This window comes from Pararhizobium gei, assembly GCF_029223885.1.
Lineage (GTDB): Bacteria > Pseudomonadota > Alphaproteobacteria > Rhizobiales > Rhizobiaceae > Pararhizobium > Pararhizobium gei.
Genome location: NZ_CP119409.1, coordinates 3,104,278 through 3,122,615, shown reverse-complemented (window position 1 = coordinate 3,122,615; position 18,338 = coordinate 3,104,278). Strand labels below are relative to the sequence as shown.

The 18,338-nt window shown below is 60.0% G+C and carries 15 protein-coding genes; 10 read left to right on the top strand and 5 right to left on the bottom strand.

The window, feature by feature from the left end; translation table 11 throughout:
* Nucleotides 1-11: 11 nt before the first annotated feature.
* Nucleotides 12-2,354 carry a xanthine dehydrogenase molybdopterin binding subunit gene (gene xdhB / locus PY308_RS15175; RefSeq protein ID WP_275784079.1) on the bottom strand — a complete coding sequence of 781 codons (2,343 nt, stop codon included), beginning with the start codon at nt 2,352-2,354 and terminating at the stop codon, nt 12-14.
* Nucleotides 2,355-2,415: 61 nt separating this feature from the next.
* Complete coding sequence (gene xdhA, locus PY308_RS15170) at nt 2,416-3,900, bottom strand: xanthine dehydrogenase small subunit (protein WP_275784077.1); 1,485 nt, start codon at nt 3,898-3,900, stop codon at nt 2,416-2,418.
* Between the two features lie 199 nt (nt 3,901-4,099).
* Here xdhA and glpK point away from each other — a divergent pair, with 199 nt between their 5' ends.
* From glpK to bacA, 6 genes are all read left to right on the top strand, one after another.
* Nucleotides 4,100-5,593 (top strand): glycerol kinase GlpK, encoded by a 1,494-nt coding sequence (gene glpK / locus PY308_RS15165; RefSeq protein ID WP_275784075.1) that lies wholly within the window; start codon nt 4,100-4,102, stop codon nt 5,591-5,593.
* A gap of 49 nt (nt 5,594-5,642) precedes the next feature.
* Nucleotides 5,643-5,954, top strand: a complete 312-nt coding sequence (locus PY308_RS15160; RefSeq protein ID WP_275791149.1) for a type II toxin-antitoxin system Phd/YefM family antitoxin — start codon at nt 5,643-5,645, stop codon at nt 5,952-5,954.
* A complete protein-coding gene (locus PY308_RS15155) occupies nt 5,954-6,373 on the top strand; it encodes a type II toxin-antitoxin system VapC family toxin (RefSeq protein ID WP_338051071.1) in 420 nt (139 codons plus the stop codon). Before PY308_RS15160 ends, PY308_RS15155 begins: the two co-directional genes overlap by 1 nt.
* Before the next feature lie 116 nt (nt 6,374-6,489).
* A complete protein-coding gene (locus PY308_RS15150) occupies nt 6,490-7,548 on the top strand; it encodes an LLM class flavin-dependent oxidoreductase (RefSeq protein WP_275784074.1) in 1,059 nt (352 codons plus the stop codon).
* A 76-nt stretch (nt 7,549-7,624) separates the two neighbouring features.
* Entirely contained in the window at nt 7,625-8,374 is a 750-nt protein-coding gene (map, locus tag PY308_RS15145; protein ID WP_275784072.1) for a type I methionyl aminopeptidase, read from the top strand.
* Nucleotides 8,375-8,523: 149 nt separating this feature from the next.
* Complete coding sequence (bacA, locus tag PY308_RS15140; RefSeq protein ID WP_275784070.1) at nt 8,524-9,801, top strand: bacteroid development protein BacA; 1,278 nt, start codon at nt 8,524-8,526, stop codon at nt 9,799-9,801.
* A 14-nt stretch (nt 9,802-9,815) separates the two neighbouring features.
* Here the strand turns inward: bacA and PY308_RS15135 are convergent, their stop codons facing one another.
* Nucleotides 9,816-10,823 carry a polysaccharide deacetylase family protein gene (locus PY308_RS15135; RefSeq protein ID WP_275784068.1) on the bottom strand — a complete coding sequence of 336 codons (1,008 nt, stop codon included), beginning with the start codon at nt 10,821-10,823 and terminating at the stop codon, nt 9,816-9,818.
* A 169-nt stretch (nt 10,824-10,992) separates the two neighbouring features.
* Here PY308_RS15135 and PY308_RS15130 point away from each other — a divergent pair, with 169 nt between their 5' ends.
* The 3 genes from PY308_RS15130 (at nt 10,993) to der (ending at nt 13,819) form a co-directional block, all read left to right on the top strand.
* Nucleotides 10,993-11,580: an NnrU family protein gene (locus PY308_RS15130; protein WP_275784066.1), complete on the top strand. Its 588-nt coding sequence runs from the start codon at nt 10,993-10,995 to the stop codon at nt 11,578-11,580.
* 91 nt (nt 11,581-11,671) lie between these two features.
* On the top strand, nt 11,672-12,343 hold the full coding sequence (locus PY308_RS15125) for a tetratricopeptide repeat protein (RefSeq protein ID WP_275784064.1): 672 nt from the start codon (nt 11,672-11,674) through the stop codon (nt 12,341-12,343).
* A gap of 51 nt (nt 12,344-12,394) precedes the next feature.
* On the top strand, nt 12,395-13,819 hold the full coding sequence (der, locus tag PY308_RS15120; RefSeq protein ID WP_275784063.1) for a ribosome biogenesis GTPase Der: 1,425 nt from the start codon (nt 12,395-12,397) through the stop codon (nt 13,817-13,819).
* A gap of 48 nt (nt 13,820-13,867) precedes the next feature.
* Here the strand turns inward: der and PY308_RS15115 are convergent, their stop codons facing one another.
* Nucleotides 13,868-15,331, bottom strand: a complete 1,464-nt coding sequence (locus PY308_RS15115; protein ID WP_275784062.1) for an FAD-dependent oxidoreductase — start codon at nt 15,329-15,331, stop codon at nt 13,868-13,870.
* 248 nt (nt 15,332-15,579) lie between these two features.
* Complete coding sequence (locus tag PY308_RS15110) at nt 15,580-16,494, bottom strand: sugar kinase (protein ID WP_275784059.1); 915 nt, start codon at nt 16,492-16,494, stop codon at nt 15,580-15,582.
* Between the two features lie 173 nt (nt 16,495-16,667).
* Between PY308_RS15110 and bglA the strand changes: the two genes are divergently transcribed.
* A complete protein-coding gene (gene bglA, locus PY308_RS15105) occupies nt 16,668-18,311 on the top strand; it encodes a beta-galactosidase BglA (protein WP_275784057.1) in 1,644 nt (547 codons plus the stop codon).
* The last annotated feature ends 27 nt before the right edge of the window (nt 18,312-18,338 follow it).

The following is an 18,338-nucleotide window of genomic DNA, read 5'->3' as shown; positions in this document are numbered from 1 at the left end:
CTTCACACGCGTCAAACCTTCTGTGCCCGCAACCGCTCGACGGCCATCAGGACCCGTTCCGGCGTCGCAGGCGTATCGAGGCGAGGGCACTCACGGTAGTCCGCCACGCTCGCGACAGCCATCGAAATTGCCTCCAGCACCGAAATCGGCAGCATGAAGGGCGGCTCGCCCACGGCTTTCGACCGACCGATGGTCATTTCCGCGTTTTCCGCCCATTCCGCAAGCTTGACGTTGAAGATCTTCGGCCGGTCGGAGGCGAGCGGGATCTTGTAGGTCGAGGGCGCATGGGTGCGCAGCCGGCCCTTGGAGTCCCACCACAATTCCTCCGTCGTCAGCCAGCCCATGCCCTGCACGAAGGCGCCCTCGACCTGGCCGATATCGATGGCCGGATTGAGCGACTTGCCGACATCGTGCAGCACGTCGACCCGGTCGACCATGTATTCGCCCGTCAGCGTATCGATAGAGACTTCGGAGACGGAGGCGCCATAGGCGAAATAGTAGAAGGGCATGCCGCGGCCGGTGTTGCGATCCCAGTGGATGCGCGGCGTCTTGTAGAAGCCTGCCGCTGAAAGCTGCACGCGGGCGAAATAGGCGAGCTTGATGAATTCCGGGAACGCCACCTGCTCGTCGCCGATCTTCACATGATGCGGCACAAAGGAGACGTTTTCCGGATCCGTCTGCCAGCGCTCGGCGGCAAAGGCGACGAGCCGTTCCTTGATCTGGCGGGCGGCATCATGGGCGGCCATTCCGTTGAGGTCGGACCCCGAGGAGGCCGCGGTCGCCGATGTGTTCGGCACCTTGCCTGTTGTCGTCGCGGTAATCTTTACCGTGTCGATATCGACCTGGAGACTGTCAGCGAGGACCTGGGCCACCTTTGTATAAAGCCCCTGGCCCATTTCCGTGCCGCCATGATTGAGGTGGATCGAGCCGTCCTGATAGATGTGCACAAGAGCGCCCGCCTGGTTGAAGGCGGTCATGGTGAAGGAAATGCCGAACTTCACCGGCGTCAGCGCGATGCCCTTGCGGATCACCCGGCTTGTCCGGTTGAAGTCGAGGATCGCCCTGCGGCGCGCCTGATAGTCCGAACTCTCCTCCAGTTCGGAGACGATCCGCTGGATGATGTTGTCTTCCAGCTGCTGGTGATAGGGGGTGATGTCGCGGCCGGAACCCTTGTCGCCGTAGAAATTCAGTTTGCGGATATCGAGCGGATCCTTGCCGACCGCATAGGCGATTTCCTCGATGATGCGCTCGCCGCCAACCATGCCCTGCGGCCCGCCGAAACCGCGATAGGCGGTGTTGGAGACGGTATTGGTTTTCAGGGGCTGCGACGTCAGCGTCACATGGGGGTAGAAGTAAGAGCTGTCGGCGTGAAACAGCGCTCGGTCGGTCACTGGGCCCGAGAGGTCGGATGAGAAGCCGCAGCGGGCCGCATAATTGGCCTTCACTGCATGGATGCGGCCCACCTCGTCAAAACCGACGTCGTAATCGACGAGGAAGTCATGGCGCTTGCCAGTCGCTGTCATATCCTCGTCGCGGTCCGGCCGGAACTTGACGGGCCGGTTTAGCTTCTTGGCGGCGACGGCGGCCAGCACGGCGAACTGGTTGCTCTGCGTTTCCTTGCCGCCGAAACCGCCGCCCATGCGCCTGACATTGACGGTCACCGCGTTCGAGGGAACACCGAGAACATGGCCGACCATGTGCTGCACCTCGCTTGGATGCTGCGTCGATGACCACACCGTGACGTCATCATCCTCGCCGGGGATGGCAAAGGCGATGTGGCTTTCGAGGTAGAAATGCTCCTGACCGCCGATCCGCATCTGCCCCGTCAGCCGCCTGGGCGAAAGTTCCAGTTCCGCTTCTGCATCACCCCGCTGCAATGTCAGCGGCTTCGTCACGAGTTCGCCACCGCTTGCCACGGCCTCGGTGATGTCAGTGATGTGCGGGAGATCGCGATAGCTGATCTTCGCCCTGGTCGCGGCGCGGCGGGCGATGTCGCGCGTTTGCGCGATGACGGCGAAGGCCGGTTGGCCGTGAAACTGCACAAGGCCGTCGGCCAGCACCGGTTCGTCGTCGAGATGGCTGGGACTGATATCGTTGGAATGCGGCATGTCACGCGCCGTCAGAACGCAGACGACGCCGGGCATCGCCGTCACCTCGGAGAGGTCCATCGCAAGGATTTCCGCATGGGCACGGTCGGTCATGCCAAGCGCGCCATGCAGCGTGCCGGATGGTTCGGGGATGTCGTCGATATAATCCGCGGAGCCTGAGACATGTTTGTGGGCGCTGTCGTGGCGCAGCGAGCTGTGCATCGGCCCGGTGATGGTCTTGCGCTGTTCGAAGGTGGATTTGTCCATGATCAGATCTCTTCAACTGGCGTGTTTGGATGGAAGGTCTTTCTCATCAGAAACAATTCCGTCACGCTACGCCCTCGAATCGTACCAACTGCGCCGGTTCTCCAGTGGTTTCCAGAAAGAACCGCAACAACAGGTTCTTCGCCGTCAGCATGCGGTATTCAGCCGTCGCGCGCCAATCCGTAAGCGGCTTAAAATCCGCCTCGAATACCGCCTGTGCGTTCAGCACCGTCTCCTCGCTCCAGGGTTTTCCCATCAGCGCCGCCTCGACAGCCGCGGCGCGCTTCGGCGTGCCGGCCATGCCGCCGAAGACAAGGCGGGCAAAGGTTACCCGATTGTCTGCGTCGAGCCTGATACGGAAAGCGCCGCAGAGCGCCGAAATGTCCTCGTCCCGGCGTTTTGAGATCTTGTGGACGGCAAAGAGATCGGTGGTCGGCAGATGCGGCACGAAAATGCTCTCAACGAATTCGCCAGCCTTGCGATCCTGGCGGCCGTATTCGATGAAATAATCCTCTAGGGCGACCGAGCGCGAACCGTCTTTCGAGCGCAGGGTCACACTTGCACCAAGTGCAATCAACGGCGGCGGCGTGTCGCCGATCGGCGAGCCGTTGGCGACATTGCCGCCGATCGTGCCCATGTTGCGCACCTGGTCGCCGCCCAGCCTGTCGAGCAGGCGCCCGAAGGCGGGGTAGCGCTCGCACAGCATGTCGAAGGCCACCGAATAGGTGACGCCGGCGCCGATGATGATGCCGTCTTCCGTTTCGCGGATCGACTGGAGATCGGCGATGCCGTTGATGAAGACGACGGGGTTGAGGGCGCGCATTTGCTTCGTCACCCAGAGCCCGACATCCGTGGAGCCCGCCACCACGGTTGCCTGCGGATAGCTGTAGAGGACATCTGCAAGATCGGCTGATGAGGCGGGGATGATCAGCTTTGCCGCGTCGTCGCCGAGAACGATCGTCTGTTCGCTGGCCATCGCTTTCAAGCGGGCCTTTATGGCGTCGCGTTCCTTCAATAGCGGATCGAACAAAGCATCCGGCCGCGCCGCACCCACCGCTTCCGCAGCCCTGACAATCGGTTCATAGCCGGTGCATCGACAGAGATTGCCCTGCAGTGCCTTCTCGATATCGGCGCGGCCGGGATTGTCCTTCGACAGCCAGAGGCCGTAGAGCGACATGACGAAACCCGGCGTGCAGAAGCCGCATTGCGAACCATGGTAGTCGACCATCGCCTGCTGCACCGGGTGCAGCGTGCCGTCTTTCGCCGCGAGATGTTCGACCGTGACGACGTGGGTCGCGTTGAGCGAGCCTGTAAACCGGATGCAGGCGTTGACGCCTTCGTAGACGAGGCGGTCGCCGAGCAGACGCCCCACCAGCACGGTGCAGGCGCCGCAGTCGCCTTCCGCACAGCCCTCCTTGGTGCCGGTCAGCCGGCGTTCCAGCCGCAGAAAATCGAGCAACGTTCCCGTCGGCGACGCCGATGTCAGCGAAATTTCCCTGTCATTCAGGACGAAGCGGATGCGGTCGGTCATGCGTTCCCGTCTTTTCATTGCGACTCTTCAAACTATGCCCAAAAGCGGCGGCGTGACAATTGTGTTTTTCCTTCGTCGCGTCTCTCCTGTCCGAGCGGTGGCCTTGGCGTATTTGCGTTTTGTTTTCGTTTGACATTCGTTTTTCTGTTGTATTCAAGTTTTTGAAACAGTCCGCGGAGGAGAAGCCGCGAGGCTGAGATAGGCCGGGAGGGGCACAATGAGCGGATATGTTCTTGCAATCGATCAAGGCACGACCTCGAGCCGCGCGATCGTCTTCGACGCGAACCAAAAGGTCGTTGGCACCGGGCAAAAGGAATTCACGCAGTATTTTCCGAAATCCGGCTGGGTCGAGCATGATTCCGAGGAAATCTGGGACACTGTTGTCTGGACCATCGGGCAGGCCATCGCCAAGGCTGGCATCGAGGCAACCGATCTTTCGGCAATCGGCATTACCAACCAGCGCGAAACCGTCGTCGTCTGGGAGCGCGACAGCGGCAAACCGATCCACAATGCCATTGTCTGGCAGGATCGCCGCACGGCATCCTATTGCGACAAGCTGAAGCGGCAGGGGCTGGAAAAGACCTTTACCAAGAAGACCGGCCTGCTGCTCGACCCCTATTTCTCCGGCACGAAGCTGTCCTGGCTCCTGTCGAATGTGAAGGGCGCGCGGGCCCGGGCGTCGAAGGGCGACTTGTGCTTCGGCACGATCGACAGTTTTCTGATCTGGCGGCTGACCGGCGGTAAATCCTTCGTGACGGATGCGACCAACGCATCGCGCACGCTGATGTACAATATTGCCACCAATGACTGGGATCGCGATCTGCTTGAAATCCTGCGCGTCCCGCCGGCCATGTTGCCTGAGGTGTTGGACTGCGCCGCCGATTTCGGTGTGGCGGATGCCGCGATCTTCGGCGCCGAGGTGCCGATCCTCGGCGTCGCCGGAGACCAGCAGGCGGCGACCATCGGGCAGGCCTGTTTTCAGCCCGGCATGATGAAATCGACCTATGGGACCGGCTGTTTCGCGCTGCTCAACACCGGGCAGGACATGGTCCGCTCCAAAAACCGGCTTTTGACGACGATCGCCTATCGTCTCGACGGCGAAACCACCTATGCTCTCGAGGGCTCGATCTTCGTTGCCGGCGCCGCCGTGCAGTGGCTGCGCGACGGACTGAAGGTGATCAAGGCTGCGCCGGATGCCGGCACGCTTGCGGAAAGCGCCGATCCCTCGCAGGAGGTCTATCTGGTGCCGGCTTTCACCGGGCTCGGAGCACCCCATTGGGATCCGGACGCCCGCGGCGCGATCTTCGGCATGACCCGCAACACCGGACCGGCGGAATTTGCCCGCGCGGCGCTGGAGGCGGTCTGCTACCAGACACGAGACCTGCTTGACGCCATGCATAAGGACTGGAAGACCACCGGCAAGGAGACCGTTCTTCGCGTCGATGGCGGCATGGTCGCTTCCGACTGGACCATGCAGCGGCTGTCCGATCTGCTCGACGCGCCGGTGGACCGACCGGCCATCCTGGAAACCACGGCGCTCGGCGTCGCCTGGCTTGCCGGCGCCCGGGCAGGGGTCTGGCCGGACCAGAAGGCGTTTGCGAAATCCTGGGCACGGGATCGCCGGTTCGAGCCGGGAATGGACGAAAAAACGCGGGCCGGGAAGTTGAAGGGCTGGCAGAACGCCGTGAAGCGGACGTTGAGCGATCTATAATTTGATGTCCGAGGTCGAATGTAGTAACGTTGCTACAACGATGGAGGCGCTGATGAGCACCACATTTTCCAGCCGGGAATTCAACCAGGATACAGGCCGTGCCAAGAGGGCTGCGGAGGATGGCCCCGTGTTTATTACGGATCGAGGCCGGCCGGCGCATGTGCTTTTGTCGATCGATGAATATCGGAAGCTGACGGAGACAACCGGAGATCAGGTTGCGACGCCGCAGATCCTGCCTGAAGAGCCAAAAAAGAGCATTCTGGAATTTCTTGCCATGCCGGGCTTGGAAGATATCGACGATGATTTCGAGTTACCCATTCGTCGCACGATTAGCGTGAGGCCAGCGGAGTTAGATGACTGATGTATCTTCTCGATACAAATGTCGTTTTCGAATTTCGAAAGGCCGCTGCCGGCCGTGGTGATATAAACGTAGCGGCTTGGGCAAGGGTCGCCCCACGCGATCAACTTTATATTTCCATTATAACGATACTGGAGCTCGATATTGGTGTTTTGCGCAAGCAACGGCGGGATCCGATACAGGCGTCCATCTACCGTGAATGGTTGATATCGCACGTATTTCCGATATTTCAGGATCGTATCCTAATGATCGATCTGGCTGTCGTGCAGGCTGCCGCTCCCCTGCACGTTCCGGATCCTCGCCCGGACAGGGACGCCTTCATCGCCGCGACCGCGATCGTCCATAATCTCACTGTCGTGACACGCAACATCCGCTATTTCAAAAACACTGGCGTCCGGCTTCTCAACCCTTGGGAAACATAGCTCTTTCTGGAAACGCACTGTTTCAACCCACGCGCTGTGAGGCGCAGGCAATGTCGATTATCTCAGATTATCGAGCTACCACCACGCCCTCGGGCCAATCAAACAGGCAAGCCATCATGGAACTTGGTCTCTACACATTTGGTGACGTTCATCCCGCAGCGCCCGAGGGGCGGGGCAGGGAGGGTGAGGAGCGGGTGCGCCATCTGATCGAGGAAATCGAGCTCGCCGATCAGGTCGGCCTCGATGTCTTCGGGCTTGGCGAACATCACCGCCCGGATTATGTGGCCTCTGCGCCCGCGATGATCCTTGCCGCTGCGGCGGCGCGCACGAAAAACATCAAGTTGACCAGTGCGGTGACGGTGCTGAGTTCTGAGGATCCGGTGCGTGTGTTCCAGCAGTTTGCGACGCTGGATCTGATTTCCAACGGCCGGGCCGAAATCATGGCGGGCCGCGGCTCCTTCATCGAATCCTTTCCGCTGTTCGGTTACGATCTGGAGGATTACGACCAGCTGTTTTCCGAAAAGCTGGATCTGCTGCTGGCCATCCGCGACTCCGAAAAGGTCACATGGACGGGTGAGAAGCGGGCGCCGATCAATGGCCGCGGCGTCTATCCACGGCCGGTCAACGATCCGTTGCCGGTCTGGATCGCGGTTGGCGGCACGCCGCAATCTGTGGCGCGAGCCGGGGCGCTCGGCCTGCCGGTTGCGCTTGCCATCATCGGCGGAGAGCCGGCGCGCTATGCGCCGCTGTTCGACCTTTACCGCGAGGCTGCCCGCCGCGCCGGGCAGGATGCGGCAAAACTGAAGACCAGCATCAACGTCCATGGCTTTATCGCCGACACGACCGAGAAGGCGGCCGATCAGTTCTACGGGCCGCAGGCGGAAGTGATGAACCGCATCGGCCGCGAGCGCGGTTGGGGCCCGACCAGCCGGGCGCATTTCGACCAGTCGATCGGACCGGACGGCAATCTCTTCCTCGGCGACCCGGACACGGTTGCTGAGAAGATCGTTCGTCATCAGAAGATATTTGGAAACGACCGCTTCCTACTGCAGATGGCGATTGGCCTGATGCCGCACGACCAGATCATGCGTGGCATTGAACTGTATGGGACCAGGGTTGCCCCCCTCGTCCGGGCGGCCCTGGAGCAAGAAAAAGCGAAATCTGGAACGATTTGATTGCTACATTTTCCCTCAACGGTCTCTGGATCGCGTGCTTTCGGCACGTTACATAGACGGCCGAAAGTGAGAGATCATGACCCTCTACAGTGACGAAGACCTCGAGCGGTTGAAAGACATCGGCCGCATCTGCGCCAATGCCGTCCAGATCATGGGTGCGGCGCTGGAGCCGGGCATGACGACGGCGGAGCTTGATGCGATCGGTCGCAAGGTTCTGGAGGATGCGGGCGCGCGTTCGGCACCCGAACTCGCCTATAATTTTCCCGGCGCGACTTGCATCAGCGTCAACGAGGAAATCGCCCACGGCATTCCCGGACCGCGCGTCATCAAGGCCGGCGATCTCGTCAATATCGACGTATCGGCCGAGAAAAACGGGTTGTTCGCCGACACCGGCTCGTCCTTCGCGGTGCCGCCGGTCAAGCCGCCGATCGAGCGGCTGTGCCGCGACGGCAAGCGTGCCATGTGGGTAGGACTGAACGAGGTCAAGGCTGGCAAACCGCTGGCCGCGATCGGCAATGCCATCGGCAGTTTTGCCCGGAAGAACCGCTACACGCTGGTCACAAACCTCGCAAGCCACGGCGTTGGCCGTTCCCTGCACGAGGAACCGAGCGAGATTGCGACCTGGCCCGACAAGCATGAAAAACGCCGGATGACGGACGGAATGGTGTTTACCGTCGAACCCTTCCTGTCGCTTGGCGCGCAATGGGCCGAGGGCGGCGACGACGCATGGACGCTCTACAGCGAGCCGCGGGCGCCGACCGTCCAATACGAGCATACGGTGATCGTGACGCGCAACGGGCCGCTGGTGGTGACCCTGCCGGGCTGATACGGGACGCATTCGCCAGGAGAAAGACCGGATCTAGGGCGCGATTAAATAACGGTAACATTGGCTTGACGTGATTGGCAGGGCAGGGCTTTTACCATAGGGTCCGGCGCACAAGCCTTCCGAACCTTCGTCAAACGAAAGCGTCCGACGTGTTCATATCCTTCTTCCCCAATCCACGCCTCTTCTTTCCGTCCGCCATCCTGTGGTCGCTGATTGCGATGGTTGTCTGGTACTCTGGCGGCGAGCAATTCGGCGCGCTGGTCGGCCTTCCGCCACTGCAGCCGGGACAGGAAGCGATCATCGGCGTTTCCGTCTTCTGGTCTCCGCCTTTCCTGTGGTTCTACCTCTACTACGCGTTGATGACGGGTTTGTTTGCTGCATTCTGGTTCACGTTCAGTCCGCATCCCTGGCAGGGATGGTCGGTGCTCGGTTCGGCATTTATCATCTTCAACACCTATTTCTCGGTTCAGGTCAGCGTTGCCATCAATGCCTGGTACGGCCCCTTCTACGACATGATCCAGCGGGGCCTTGCACGCACGGAGCCGATTCCAACCCAGATGGAAATCTACACCGGCATGATCGGCTTTGCCGGGATAGCCTTTGTCGCTATCACCATCGGCACGCTGAACCTCTTTTTCGTCAGCCACTATGTTTTCCGCTGGCGAACGGCGATGAACAATTTTTACATGTCCCACTGGGATAAGCTGCGGCATATCGAAGGTGCGTCACAGCGTGTGCAGGACGATACGATGCGCTTTTCGCGCACAATGGAAGGACTTGGCGTCAGCTTTGTCAGTTCGATCATGACGCTCGTTGCCTTTCTCCCCGTACTGTTCAAGTTTTCCAGCACCGTGACGGAACTCCCCTTCATTGGTGAAATCCCCCATGCTCTGGTCTGGGCCGCGGTCTGCTGGTCGCTGTTCGGCACGATATTTCTCGCTGCTGTCGGTATAAAGCTGCCGGGGCTGGAATTCCGAAACCAGCGAGTGGAGGCAGCCTATCGTAAGGAACTGGTATACGGGGAAGATCATGCCGACCGTGCGCAGCCGCCGACCGTCGCGCAGCTTTTTGCCAATGTAAGGAAGAACTATTTCCGTCTTTATTTTCATTACATGTATTTCAATGTTGCCCGAATTTTCTATTTGCAGGCCGACAATCTTTTCGGGACCTTCGTTCTGGTGCCTTCGATCGTCGCTGGAAAACTGACGCTCGGCGTGATGAGCCAGATCCAGAACGTCTTCGGGCAGGTGAGGGAATCGTTCCAGTATCTCGTCAATTCATGGACGACGATCGTCGAGTTGCTCTCGATCTACAAGCGTCTGAAGGCTTTCGAGGCGGCGATCTATGACGAGCCACTCCCCGAGATCGACCAGCGTTATCTGCAACGCGAGGAAACGGACGGCGAACTCGCTGCCGACAAACCTTAAAGCGATGTCCACCATCAAAAGGCGGAGCGATCCGCCTTCTTTTCGGTCCCGATCATCAGCAGCGCCTGAGCATAGCTGACGCAGGCGACATCCTGTTTGCCGCAGGTCTCGGTCAGAAACCGGTCGAGCGCCCGCCAGTATGCGCCGCCGTTCATTTCGACGAAATGGAAGCCGAATTGCAGCGGGATGCGGTCGCCGTGATACTGGGCCTCGAACGCTTCGCGGTAGGCGGCGAGGCTGCGCTCTTCGAAGCGCGCGCTGTCCTTGCGGTTTTCGACGCCCATGGAGTGACGGATGAAGAGATTGTAGTCCATGCCGATGACACGGCGTTGCTGCGGTCCTTCGGGAATAAGCGGCAGGCCGAACCGCGGCAGGCTGTCCCCGGTGGGAAAGCCCGGTCCTTTGGTGACCAGGCTCGCATCATAGCTGAAGCCGGCTTTCTTCAAGGCCGGCACCAAGCTGGCACTGGAGGACAGGTAAGGCGCGCGAAATCCCTTGATGTCGCGGGCCGCGAAAGGCGCCCATCCCGCTGGCTCCTCGCTGCCGATCCCGGCCACTTTCCAGGCATCCGTCAGCGTGGCCGTGAAGGTTGCAAACTCCCGCGTCCAGTCTGTCTCGGTCCAGTCCTTGCCGTCGAAATGGCCGCAGGCATGGCTGCCGATCTCGTGGCCGGCCTGATGCGCCTGCCAGATATGGCGCAGGCGGGCCTGTATCTCCTCCCTGCTCTGGGCGAAGCCGACATTGGAACGGCCGGCCTTGTGACCGGGTGCCCGGTAGGATCTGCCGCCCTCCGCTTTTGTCATCAGGAAAGTGCAGGACAGAAAATAGGTGAAATGCGCACCGGTACGCTTTCCCATTTCAAGGCTCTTTTCCCAGAGCCGGTTGTCATGCGCGCCATCGAAGGAGATGATGACGAGCTGTTTCTTCGGATACGTCAGCGCCAGTGGCGGTGCCGCCTGGGCGAGGGTGGGAAACAGCGACAGGAGAAAGGCGGCGCCGAATGCGGCGGAACGTCTGGGCATGCGAAAACCTTGGGCGGCAGATGCGGGAACGGCGATCCCTGGATGACGATTGCGGCATTCCTTTGATCCCCGGCATCTTTGGCGATGTTCACCCTCGAACGCGCTGGAATCTGCGCGCCGATACGGCTAAGCCGGTGGACAGACATTTTTCAAGCGGCGGATCATTTTCATGACACTTCTCGTTCTGGGCATACTTCTTTTTCTCGGCATTCATCTTGCCCGCGTCCTTGCGCCCGGCCTGCGCGTCTCGGTCATCGAACGGTTTGGCAAGGGCGCCTGGATGGGGCTTTATTCCATTGCCAGCCTTCTTGGGCTCTGTCTGATCATTTATGGCTTCGGTGAGGCGAGGGCCGTCACCGGCATGCTCTACAATCCGCCGGTCTTCCTCAGGCACATCGCTCTTTTCCTGATGCTCGTCGCGTTTATCTGTCTTGCTGCCGGCTTTCTGCCGGCCGGGCATATTGCCGTTGCGCTGAAGCATCCGCAGGTTCTGTCGATCAAGATCTGGGCGCTGGCGCATCTGCTTGCCAATGGCGAAACCTCATCCGTTCTGCTGTTCGGCTCGTTCCTTGCCTGGGCCGTCATCATGCGCATCTCTCTGAAGCGCCGGGAGCGGGCCGGTGAAAAGGTGCTGCCGGTGTTCCGCTCGGCACGTTTTGACGTTATCGCGGTAGCCGTCGGTTGCGGCGCCTATCTGCTCTTCCTGCTGAAACTGCACGAATGGCTGATCGGCGTTGCGCCGATTGTCATGGGCTAAATTTTTGAAACCCCTTACAACGGCGTCAAAATAGGCTAGAAGCGCCCGATCTTACTTCATCTTTGCAGAAGGCCGGGCAACCGGAACAGGAATGGCGAACCAGAACGACAGCTTCATCCGCGAGGTCAACGAGGAACTGCGCTCCGACCAGGTCAAGGTTGTCTGGACGCGATTCGGTGGCGTCATCATCGCGATCGCCGTGCTCGTCGTTCTCGGCACGATCGGCAAGGTTGGCTACGACTATTGGCACGAAACCTCGGCTTCGCAATCGGGCGACCAGTTTCTCGCTGCCTTGACCCTGTCGAAGGACAACAAGCCGGACGAAGCGCTGGCGGCTCTCGACACGCTGGAAAAGGACGGCTACGGCGCCTATCCGGTGCTGGCGAAAATGCGGGCCGCGACGCTGCAGGCGCAGAAGGGCGATGTGACTGCGGCCATCCAGGCGTTTTCCGACATCGCCAAGGATGGCGCGCTACCCCAGCCGGTGCGTGACGCGTCGCGGCTGCGCGCGGCCTATCTTCTGGTTGACACCGGCACTTACGAGCAGGTTTCGGCGGAGGCCGAGCAACTGGCCGTGCCGGCAAACGGTATGCGGCATTCGGCCCGGGAGGCGCTTGGGCTTTCGGCCTATAAGGCCGGGGACATGGCCAAGGCCAAGACCTGGTTCAGGCAGATTGCCGACGACGCCGAAACGCCGCGCAATGTTGCGAACCGGGCGCAGATGCTGCTCGACTTGATCGCGGCCAGCGGCAAGGCTCCCTGAACGGGCATGTGAGACAACCCCGGGGTATCTCCCCGAAGACAGGATGATTTGATGAACTTTACCGTCGCCATCGTCGGGCGCCCCAATGTCGGCAAGTCGACGCTGTTCAACCGCCTGGTTGGCAAGAAGCTGGCGCTCGTGGACGACACGCCGGGCGTGACCCGTGACCGGCGGCCCGGCGATGCCAAGCTCGTCGATCTGCGCTTCACGATCATCGATACGGCTGGCCTCGAACAGTCAGGCCCTGAAACGCTGCAGGGCCGCATGTGGGCGCAGACCGAAGCGGCAATCGACGAGGCGGACCTGACGCTGTTCGTAGTCGATGCCAAATATGGCCTGACGCCCGCCGACGAGACGCTCGGCGAAATGCTGCGCCGTCGCGGGAAACCCGTGGTGCTGGTCGCCAATAAGTCCGAAGCCAAGGGCTCGGATGGTGGTTACTACGATGCTTTCACGCTTGGGCTCGGCGAACCGGTCGCCATCTCGGCCGAGCATGGCCAGGGTATGGTCGATCTGCGGGACGCCATCGTGGCCGCAGTCGGCGAGGACCGCGCCTTTCCGCCCGAGATCGACGAGCCAGAGACCAATGTCGATCTGCGCGGCGATATCGATGAAGAGGAAGACGAAAATTTCGAGCCGGCTTATGATGACACCAAGCCGCTGCGCGTCGCGATCATCGGCCGTCCGAACGCTGGCAAGTCTACCCTGATCAACCGCTTTCTCGGTGAAGACCGCCTTCTGACCGGCCCGGAGGCCGGCATCACCCGCGACAGCATTTCCGTCGAATGGGACTGGCGTGGCCGCACCATCAAGATGTTCGACACGGCCGGCATGCGCAAGAAGGCGCGGGTGCAGGAAAAGCTTGAAAAGCTGTCCGTTGCCGACAGCCTGCGCTCGATCCGCTTCGCCGAAGCGGTCGTCATCGTCTTCGACGCAACCATTCCGTTCGAGAAGCAGGATCTGCAACTCGTTGATCTCGTCGCGCGCGAGGGCCGTGCCGCCATCCTCGCCTTCAACAAGTGGGATCTGGTAGAAGACACACAGGCGCTGCTTGCCGATCTGCGTGAGAAGACCGAGCGGCTGCTGCCCCAGGTGCGCGGCATCCGGGCCGTGCCGATTGCCGGCCAGACCGGCTATGGGCTGGACAAGCTGATGCAGTCGATCATCGATACCGACAAGACCTGGAATCGTCGCATATCGACCGCCAAGCTCAATCGCTGGCTGGAGCATCAGCAGGTGCAGCATCCGCCGCCGGCCGTCTCCGGCCGTCGGCTGAAGTTGAAATACATGACGCAGGTGAAGGCCCGCCCGCCGGGTTTCATGATTTCCTGCACGCGGCCGGAAGCCGTTCCGGAAAGCTACATCCGTTATCTGACGAACGGGCTGCGCGCCGATTTCGAGATGCCCGGCGTCCCGATCCGAATCCATCTGAAAGCGTCGGAAAACCCGTTCGAGAACAAGAAGAAGCGTCGCTGAAGACGATGATGGCGCAAGCTCATATGCCTCCGCCGTTTCAACGTCCGATCAGTATTTCATGATTTGCCCTGCGTCGGAGAGGGTTTTTCTCAGCTTGGAAATATTGACGCCTGATACGTCGCCATTGGTGGCGAGCGCCGCTGCCGCGCCAGCAGCCTGACCGAGAACCATGTAGGTTGGCTCGACGCGAATGGAGGTGTAAGCGACATGGCTCGCTGAGATCGCCACGGGCACAATGAGGTTGGAAACATCCACCTTTTTCGGCAGCATGGCACGGTAGGGGATCTGATACGGTCCTGTTCCGATGCTCTTGCGGCTTTCATCGGCGATATAGCCGTCCTTAACGGTCCGGATCATGCCGTGTTCATCCATCGGGTAATAACCGAGGCCGATGGCATCGGGATAAGTCGTCTTCCTTTCCAAGTTCCTCTGGGTCAACACGAATTGTCCGACCAATCGCCGCGCTTGCCGCACATACATCTGCCGCGGAAAGTTGCCGTTATCTTTGAACTCGTCAGCGCAGAGACCGAAGCTTGCCGTATGCGCACGGACATTGGCCGGTACACGGGGGTCTGTTTTTCCGAACCACATCAAACCGAGAATATGATTTCGCACGATTGCGCGGATTTCATCGCGCTTCGCCTCCGTGCCGCTCACATAGCTGTAGCCGAGGTGCCAGACATTCGTGGAAAAATATCTTGATGAGTTCACGTCGTATTTGCCTGCGACCATCAGATCGCTGCCCGTGAAATAGGCAGGGGAGACGCCAAACCCCTGTTTCTTCGAAGCGGCGAAGAAGCGTGCCGTTGTTTCATATCGAACAGGATCATAGGTCGCAGGTTTGGTGAAAGGCACCTTCGGACCGTTTTGGGTAATGCAGAAGCGATAGTTGTAGGCCATCAAGCTCGTATCGGCAGAACCAAGCGGCTTCTGTCCGACATCGATGACGCCCGGAAGCAAGCCGCTTTTTGGATCGCCGGGCTTAACATAGGGGTCGACCTTGATCTCGACCTCTTTGCCGTCGTTGGTCAAAACCGGGGCGCGAATGCGGTTAACGCCGGCAGCACTTTCGCCGTATTGACTTTTGCTTTCCCGCCCGAGAATTGTTTTAGCAAAAGATTTGAACATGAGGTCGCCCTCATAACTCGCGTCGATGAAAACGTCCGCGCAATAATCATTGCCGTTTTTCAAGATGGCGCGCTTTATCTTCGTGCCAGACCTTTCCACTTTCAGGATACGGTTCCCGTAGTAAACCGTAACCCCAACTTTGGAGAGGTTCGTCTTGAAGGTCGCTTCTGCCCAGCTTGATTCGAAATAGATGCGGATCGGGTCCGGCGTCTTGTAGTGGTCGCGAGCCTGTTTCAGGAATGCTGCGGCCAGCCCACCGTAAACATTTTTTCTTGGGGAAGCATCCGTTCGCGTCAGACCGTTCGACATCATGCCGCCAATATGGCCGGTTGGTTCGAGCAAAATGACCTTTTTCTTCATTTTTGCTGCCTGGATTGCGGCCATTATGCCTCCTGGAGTGCCGCCATAGACCACGATGTCAGATGTCTTGCAGATGGCGTGGGCCTGGCTTGCGCCGAGACATAAAACCGCGCCAACCAAGAGTATTCCGCGTGCCGAAGAGGCAATGCCCGCAAAACCGTTCTTCATGTGAAATCCTAAAAATAACAGAGATTATGTAAGCAGCTAACGGGTGCACGAGCTGAACCACCCTTATTAAGGGTAACTCGTATCTTCGCAAGGGGATATTCTAACTAGCTATTGAGATTTTCCACCGGCACGAGCGCGCCATGGTGCCCGATAACTGCCGCAGCTATCCTGGCAGCGAAGGCGGCGGCGGCCTTGCCGTTTCCGTCCTGCACGTATCGGGCAAGGAATGCCCCGTTGAAACTGTCCCCGGCGCTGGTGGTGTCGATGATGGTGTCGACAGGGACCGAGGCTATGAAGGCGTCGGGGCCTTCGCCAAAGCGCAGGGTTACGCCCTTTGCCCCATCCTTGACGATGATGTTTTCAACGCCAAGCTCACGATAGCGACCGATAGTGGCGGCGATATCGGTGTCGCCGAAATGCGTGGTTTCGTCATCGAAGCTCGGCATCACCATGCTGGAGGCGCGGGCGCCTGCTGAAATCGTGGTGCGCATATAGGTTTTATCGTCCCACAGGCGCGGGCGGATGTTCGGGTCGAAAACCACCAGCTTGCCCACAGCCTTGGCGCGGCGTAGCTCGCTGAGCAGCGTTTCGACCGAGGATGGTGCAAGGATGGCCAACGTAATACCGGAGAAAATGATCACGTCGCTTGCCTCGACGGCACTGCGCAAATGGCCGGCGTCGTCTGCCAGAAGCTTGGCGGCGGATTGCGAGCGCCAGTAGGAGAAGCTGCGCTCGCCGTCTTTCAGGTGGATCATGTAGAGGCCGGGCGAGCGATTTTCGATGCGGCGGATATAATCCGTGCCGACGCCTGTTTTGGCGATGAAGTCCAGCATCTCTTCCGATACCGTGTCGGTGCCGACCGCGCTGAAATAGTCGACGGACCAGTCCGGCGGCAGAAACATTCTTGCATAATAGGCGGTGTTGAAGCTGTCGCCTGCAAAGCTCTTGCGCAGCAGGTCGCCCTCTGCCTGCATCAGTTCCACCATGCATTCGCCGATCGAAAGCAATTTGCCTGCCATGATTCCCCCTCGCTCCTTGCATCCCTTGCCGGGATACGGTCTGCCACCGGCGAATGCAAGCTGCGAACACCAATCCGTCCGTCGATTGCCTTTATGCCTGGAAATGCCGTTTACGCGCCTTACCTCCGGCGATACACCTTGTTGATCTGTTACCTTGAAGCCGGAGTTTTTCGATGCTGCCAACCTTGACGTCGAGTGCCGATTGGTGGCGCGGTGCCGTGATCTATCAGGTCTATCCGCGTTCCTTCCAGGACAGCACCGGCAATGGCGCCGGCGACCTGAACGGCGTGACGGAGCGGCTGCCCTATATTGCCAGTCTTGGCGTCGATGCCATCTGGCTGTCGCCGTTCTTCACCTCGCCGATGGCAGATATGGGCTATGACGTTTCGGATTATTGCGATGTCGATCCGATGTTCGGAACGCTCGCCGATTTCGATGCGATGATGAAAACGGCGCACGACCTTGGCATCAAGGTCATCATCGATCAGGTCATTTCGCACACTTCGGACCAGCATCCCTGGTTCAAGGAGAGCCGCGCGAGCCGCAGCAATCCAAAGGCGGACTGGTATGTCTGGGCCGACCCGAAGCCGGACGGCACCGCGCCGAACAACTGGCTCTCCATCTTCGGCGGCCCCGGATGGGAGTGGGACGGCGTCCGCAAGCAATATTACATGCACAATTTTCTGGGCTCGCAGCCGGATCTCAACTTTCACAATCCGGAGGTTCAGGCTGCCGTGCTGGAGACGGTGCGCTTCTGGCTCGAGCGCGGCGTCGATGGCTTCCGGCTGGATACGGTGAATTTCTACTTCCACGACAAGGAGTTGCGGGACAATCCGCCGCTTGCCCATGACCCGGATGCCATCGGTCTGGATGCGCCCGACGTCAATCCCTACGGCATGCAGAACCATCTCTACGACAAGACGCAGCCCGAAAATATCGGCTTCCTGCAGCGATTTCGCGCGCTGCTCGACGAATATGGCGGACGTGCTTCCGTCGGCGAGGTGGGCGACGGTGCGCGCTCGCTGAAGACGGTGGCGGCCTATACGGGCGGTGGCGACAAGCTGCATATGTGTTACACGTTCGATCTTCTCGGGCCGGACTTTACCGCAACCCACATCCGCCGTTGCGTCGCCGCCTTTCAGGATGCGGTCACCGACGGCTGGGTCTGCTGGGCCTTTTCCAACCACGACGTGACGCGTCATGTCAGCCGTTTTACACAGACCGAGGGAGAGCGCGAGCGGGTGGCCAGGTTGGCCGTCTCCGTGCTTGCGGCGCTGCGCGGGTCGATCTGCCTCTATCAGGGCGAGGAACTGGGCCTGCCGGAGGCTGAGCTGGAACTGGCCGATCTGCGCGATCCCTACGGTATCCGCTTCTGGCCCGCCTTCAAGGGCCGCGACGGGTGCCGCACGCCGATGGTCTGGGAAAAGGACGCCGTCTATGCCGGTTTTTCAAGCGGCAAGCCCTGGCTTCCCGTTCCAGAGGTTCACCGGCCGCTGGCCGTCGACCAACAGAAGGCTTCCTCGTCCGTGCTTGCCCATTATCGCCAGACCCTGGCTTTCCGGAAAAGTCACGCCTGCCTGATCGACGGCAGCATGACCTTCATCGAGACCAACCAGGACATGCTGGCCTTTACTAGGGAGAAGGACGGCGAAAAGCTGCTCTTCGTCTTCAACCTGCGCCGCGGCCCGCAGACCGTGCCTTTGCCAAAGGACATCAGGGTTTCCGAAGTGCTCCCCATGCCCGGATTTTCGCCCGTCTTGGAGGATGGCGAGATCGTGCTGGATGCGATGGATGTGTTTTGCGGGCGGCTCGATTGAAATTGGTGCAAGGTGATTATATCATTT

What these genes read in the sequence shown, in the direction of transcription:
- xdhB (WP_275784079.1), bottom strand. Translation starts at nt 2,354, where the DNA reads ATGGACAAATCCACCTTCGAACAGCGCAAGACCATCACCGGGCCGATG.
- xdhA (WP_275784077.1), bottom strand. Translation starts at nt 3,900, where the DNA reads ATGAAAAGACGGGAACGCATGACCGACCGCATCCGCTTCGTCCTGAAT.
- glpK (WP_275784075.1), top strand. Translation starts at nt 4,100, where the DNA reads ATGAGCGGATATGTTCTTGCAATCGATCAAGGCACGACCTCGAGCCGC.
- PY308_RS15155 (WP_338051071.1), top strand. Translation starts at nt 5,954, where the DNA reads ATGTATCTTCTCGATACAAATGTCGTTTTCGAATTTCGAAAGGCCGCT.
- PY308_RS15150 (WP_275784074.1), top strand. Translation starts at nt 6,490, where the DNA reads ATGGAACTTGGTCTCTACACATTTGGTGACGTTCATCCCGCAGCGCCC.
- map (WP_275784072.1), top strand. Translation starts at nt 7,625, where the DNA reads ATGACCCTCTACAGTGACGAAGACCTCGAGCGGTTGAAAGACATCGGC.
- PY308_RS15135 (WP_275784068.1), bottom strand. Translation starts at nt 10,823, where the DNA reads ATGCCCAGACGTTCCGCCGCATTCGGCGCCGCCTTTCTCCTGTCGCTG.
- PY308_RS15130 (WP_275784066.1), top strand. Translation starts at nt 10,993, where the DNA reads ATGACACTTCTCGTTCTGGGCATACTTCTTTTTCTCGGCATTCATCTT.
- PY308_RS15125 (WP_275784064.1), top strand. Translation starts at nt 11,672, where the DNA reads ATGGCGAACCAGAACGACAGCTTCATCCGCGAGGTCAACGAGGAACTG.
- der (WP_275784063.1), top strand. Translation starts at nt 12,395, where the DNA reads ATGAACTTTACCGTCGCCATCGTCGGGCGCCCCAATGTCGGCAAGTCG.
- PY308_RS15115 (WP_275784062.1), bottom strand. Translation starts at nt 15,331, where the DNA reads ATGGCCGCAATCCAGGCAGCAAAAATGAAGAAAAAGGTCATTTTGCTC.
- PY308_RS15110 (WP_275784059.1), bottom strand. Translation starts at nt 16,494, where the DNA reads ATGGCAGGCAAATTGCTTTCGATCGGCGAATGCATGGTGGAACTGATG.
- bglA (WP_275784057.1), top strand. Translation starts at nt 16,668, where the DNA reads ATGCTGCCAACCTTGACGTCGAGTGCCGATTGGTGGCGCGGTGCCGTG.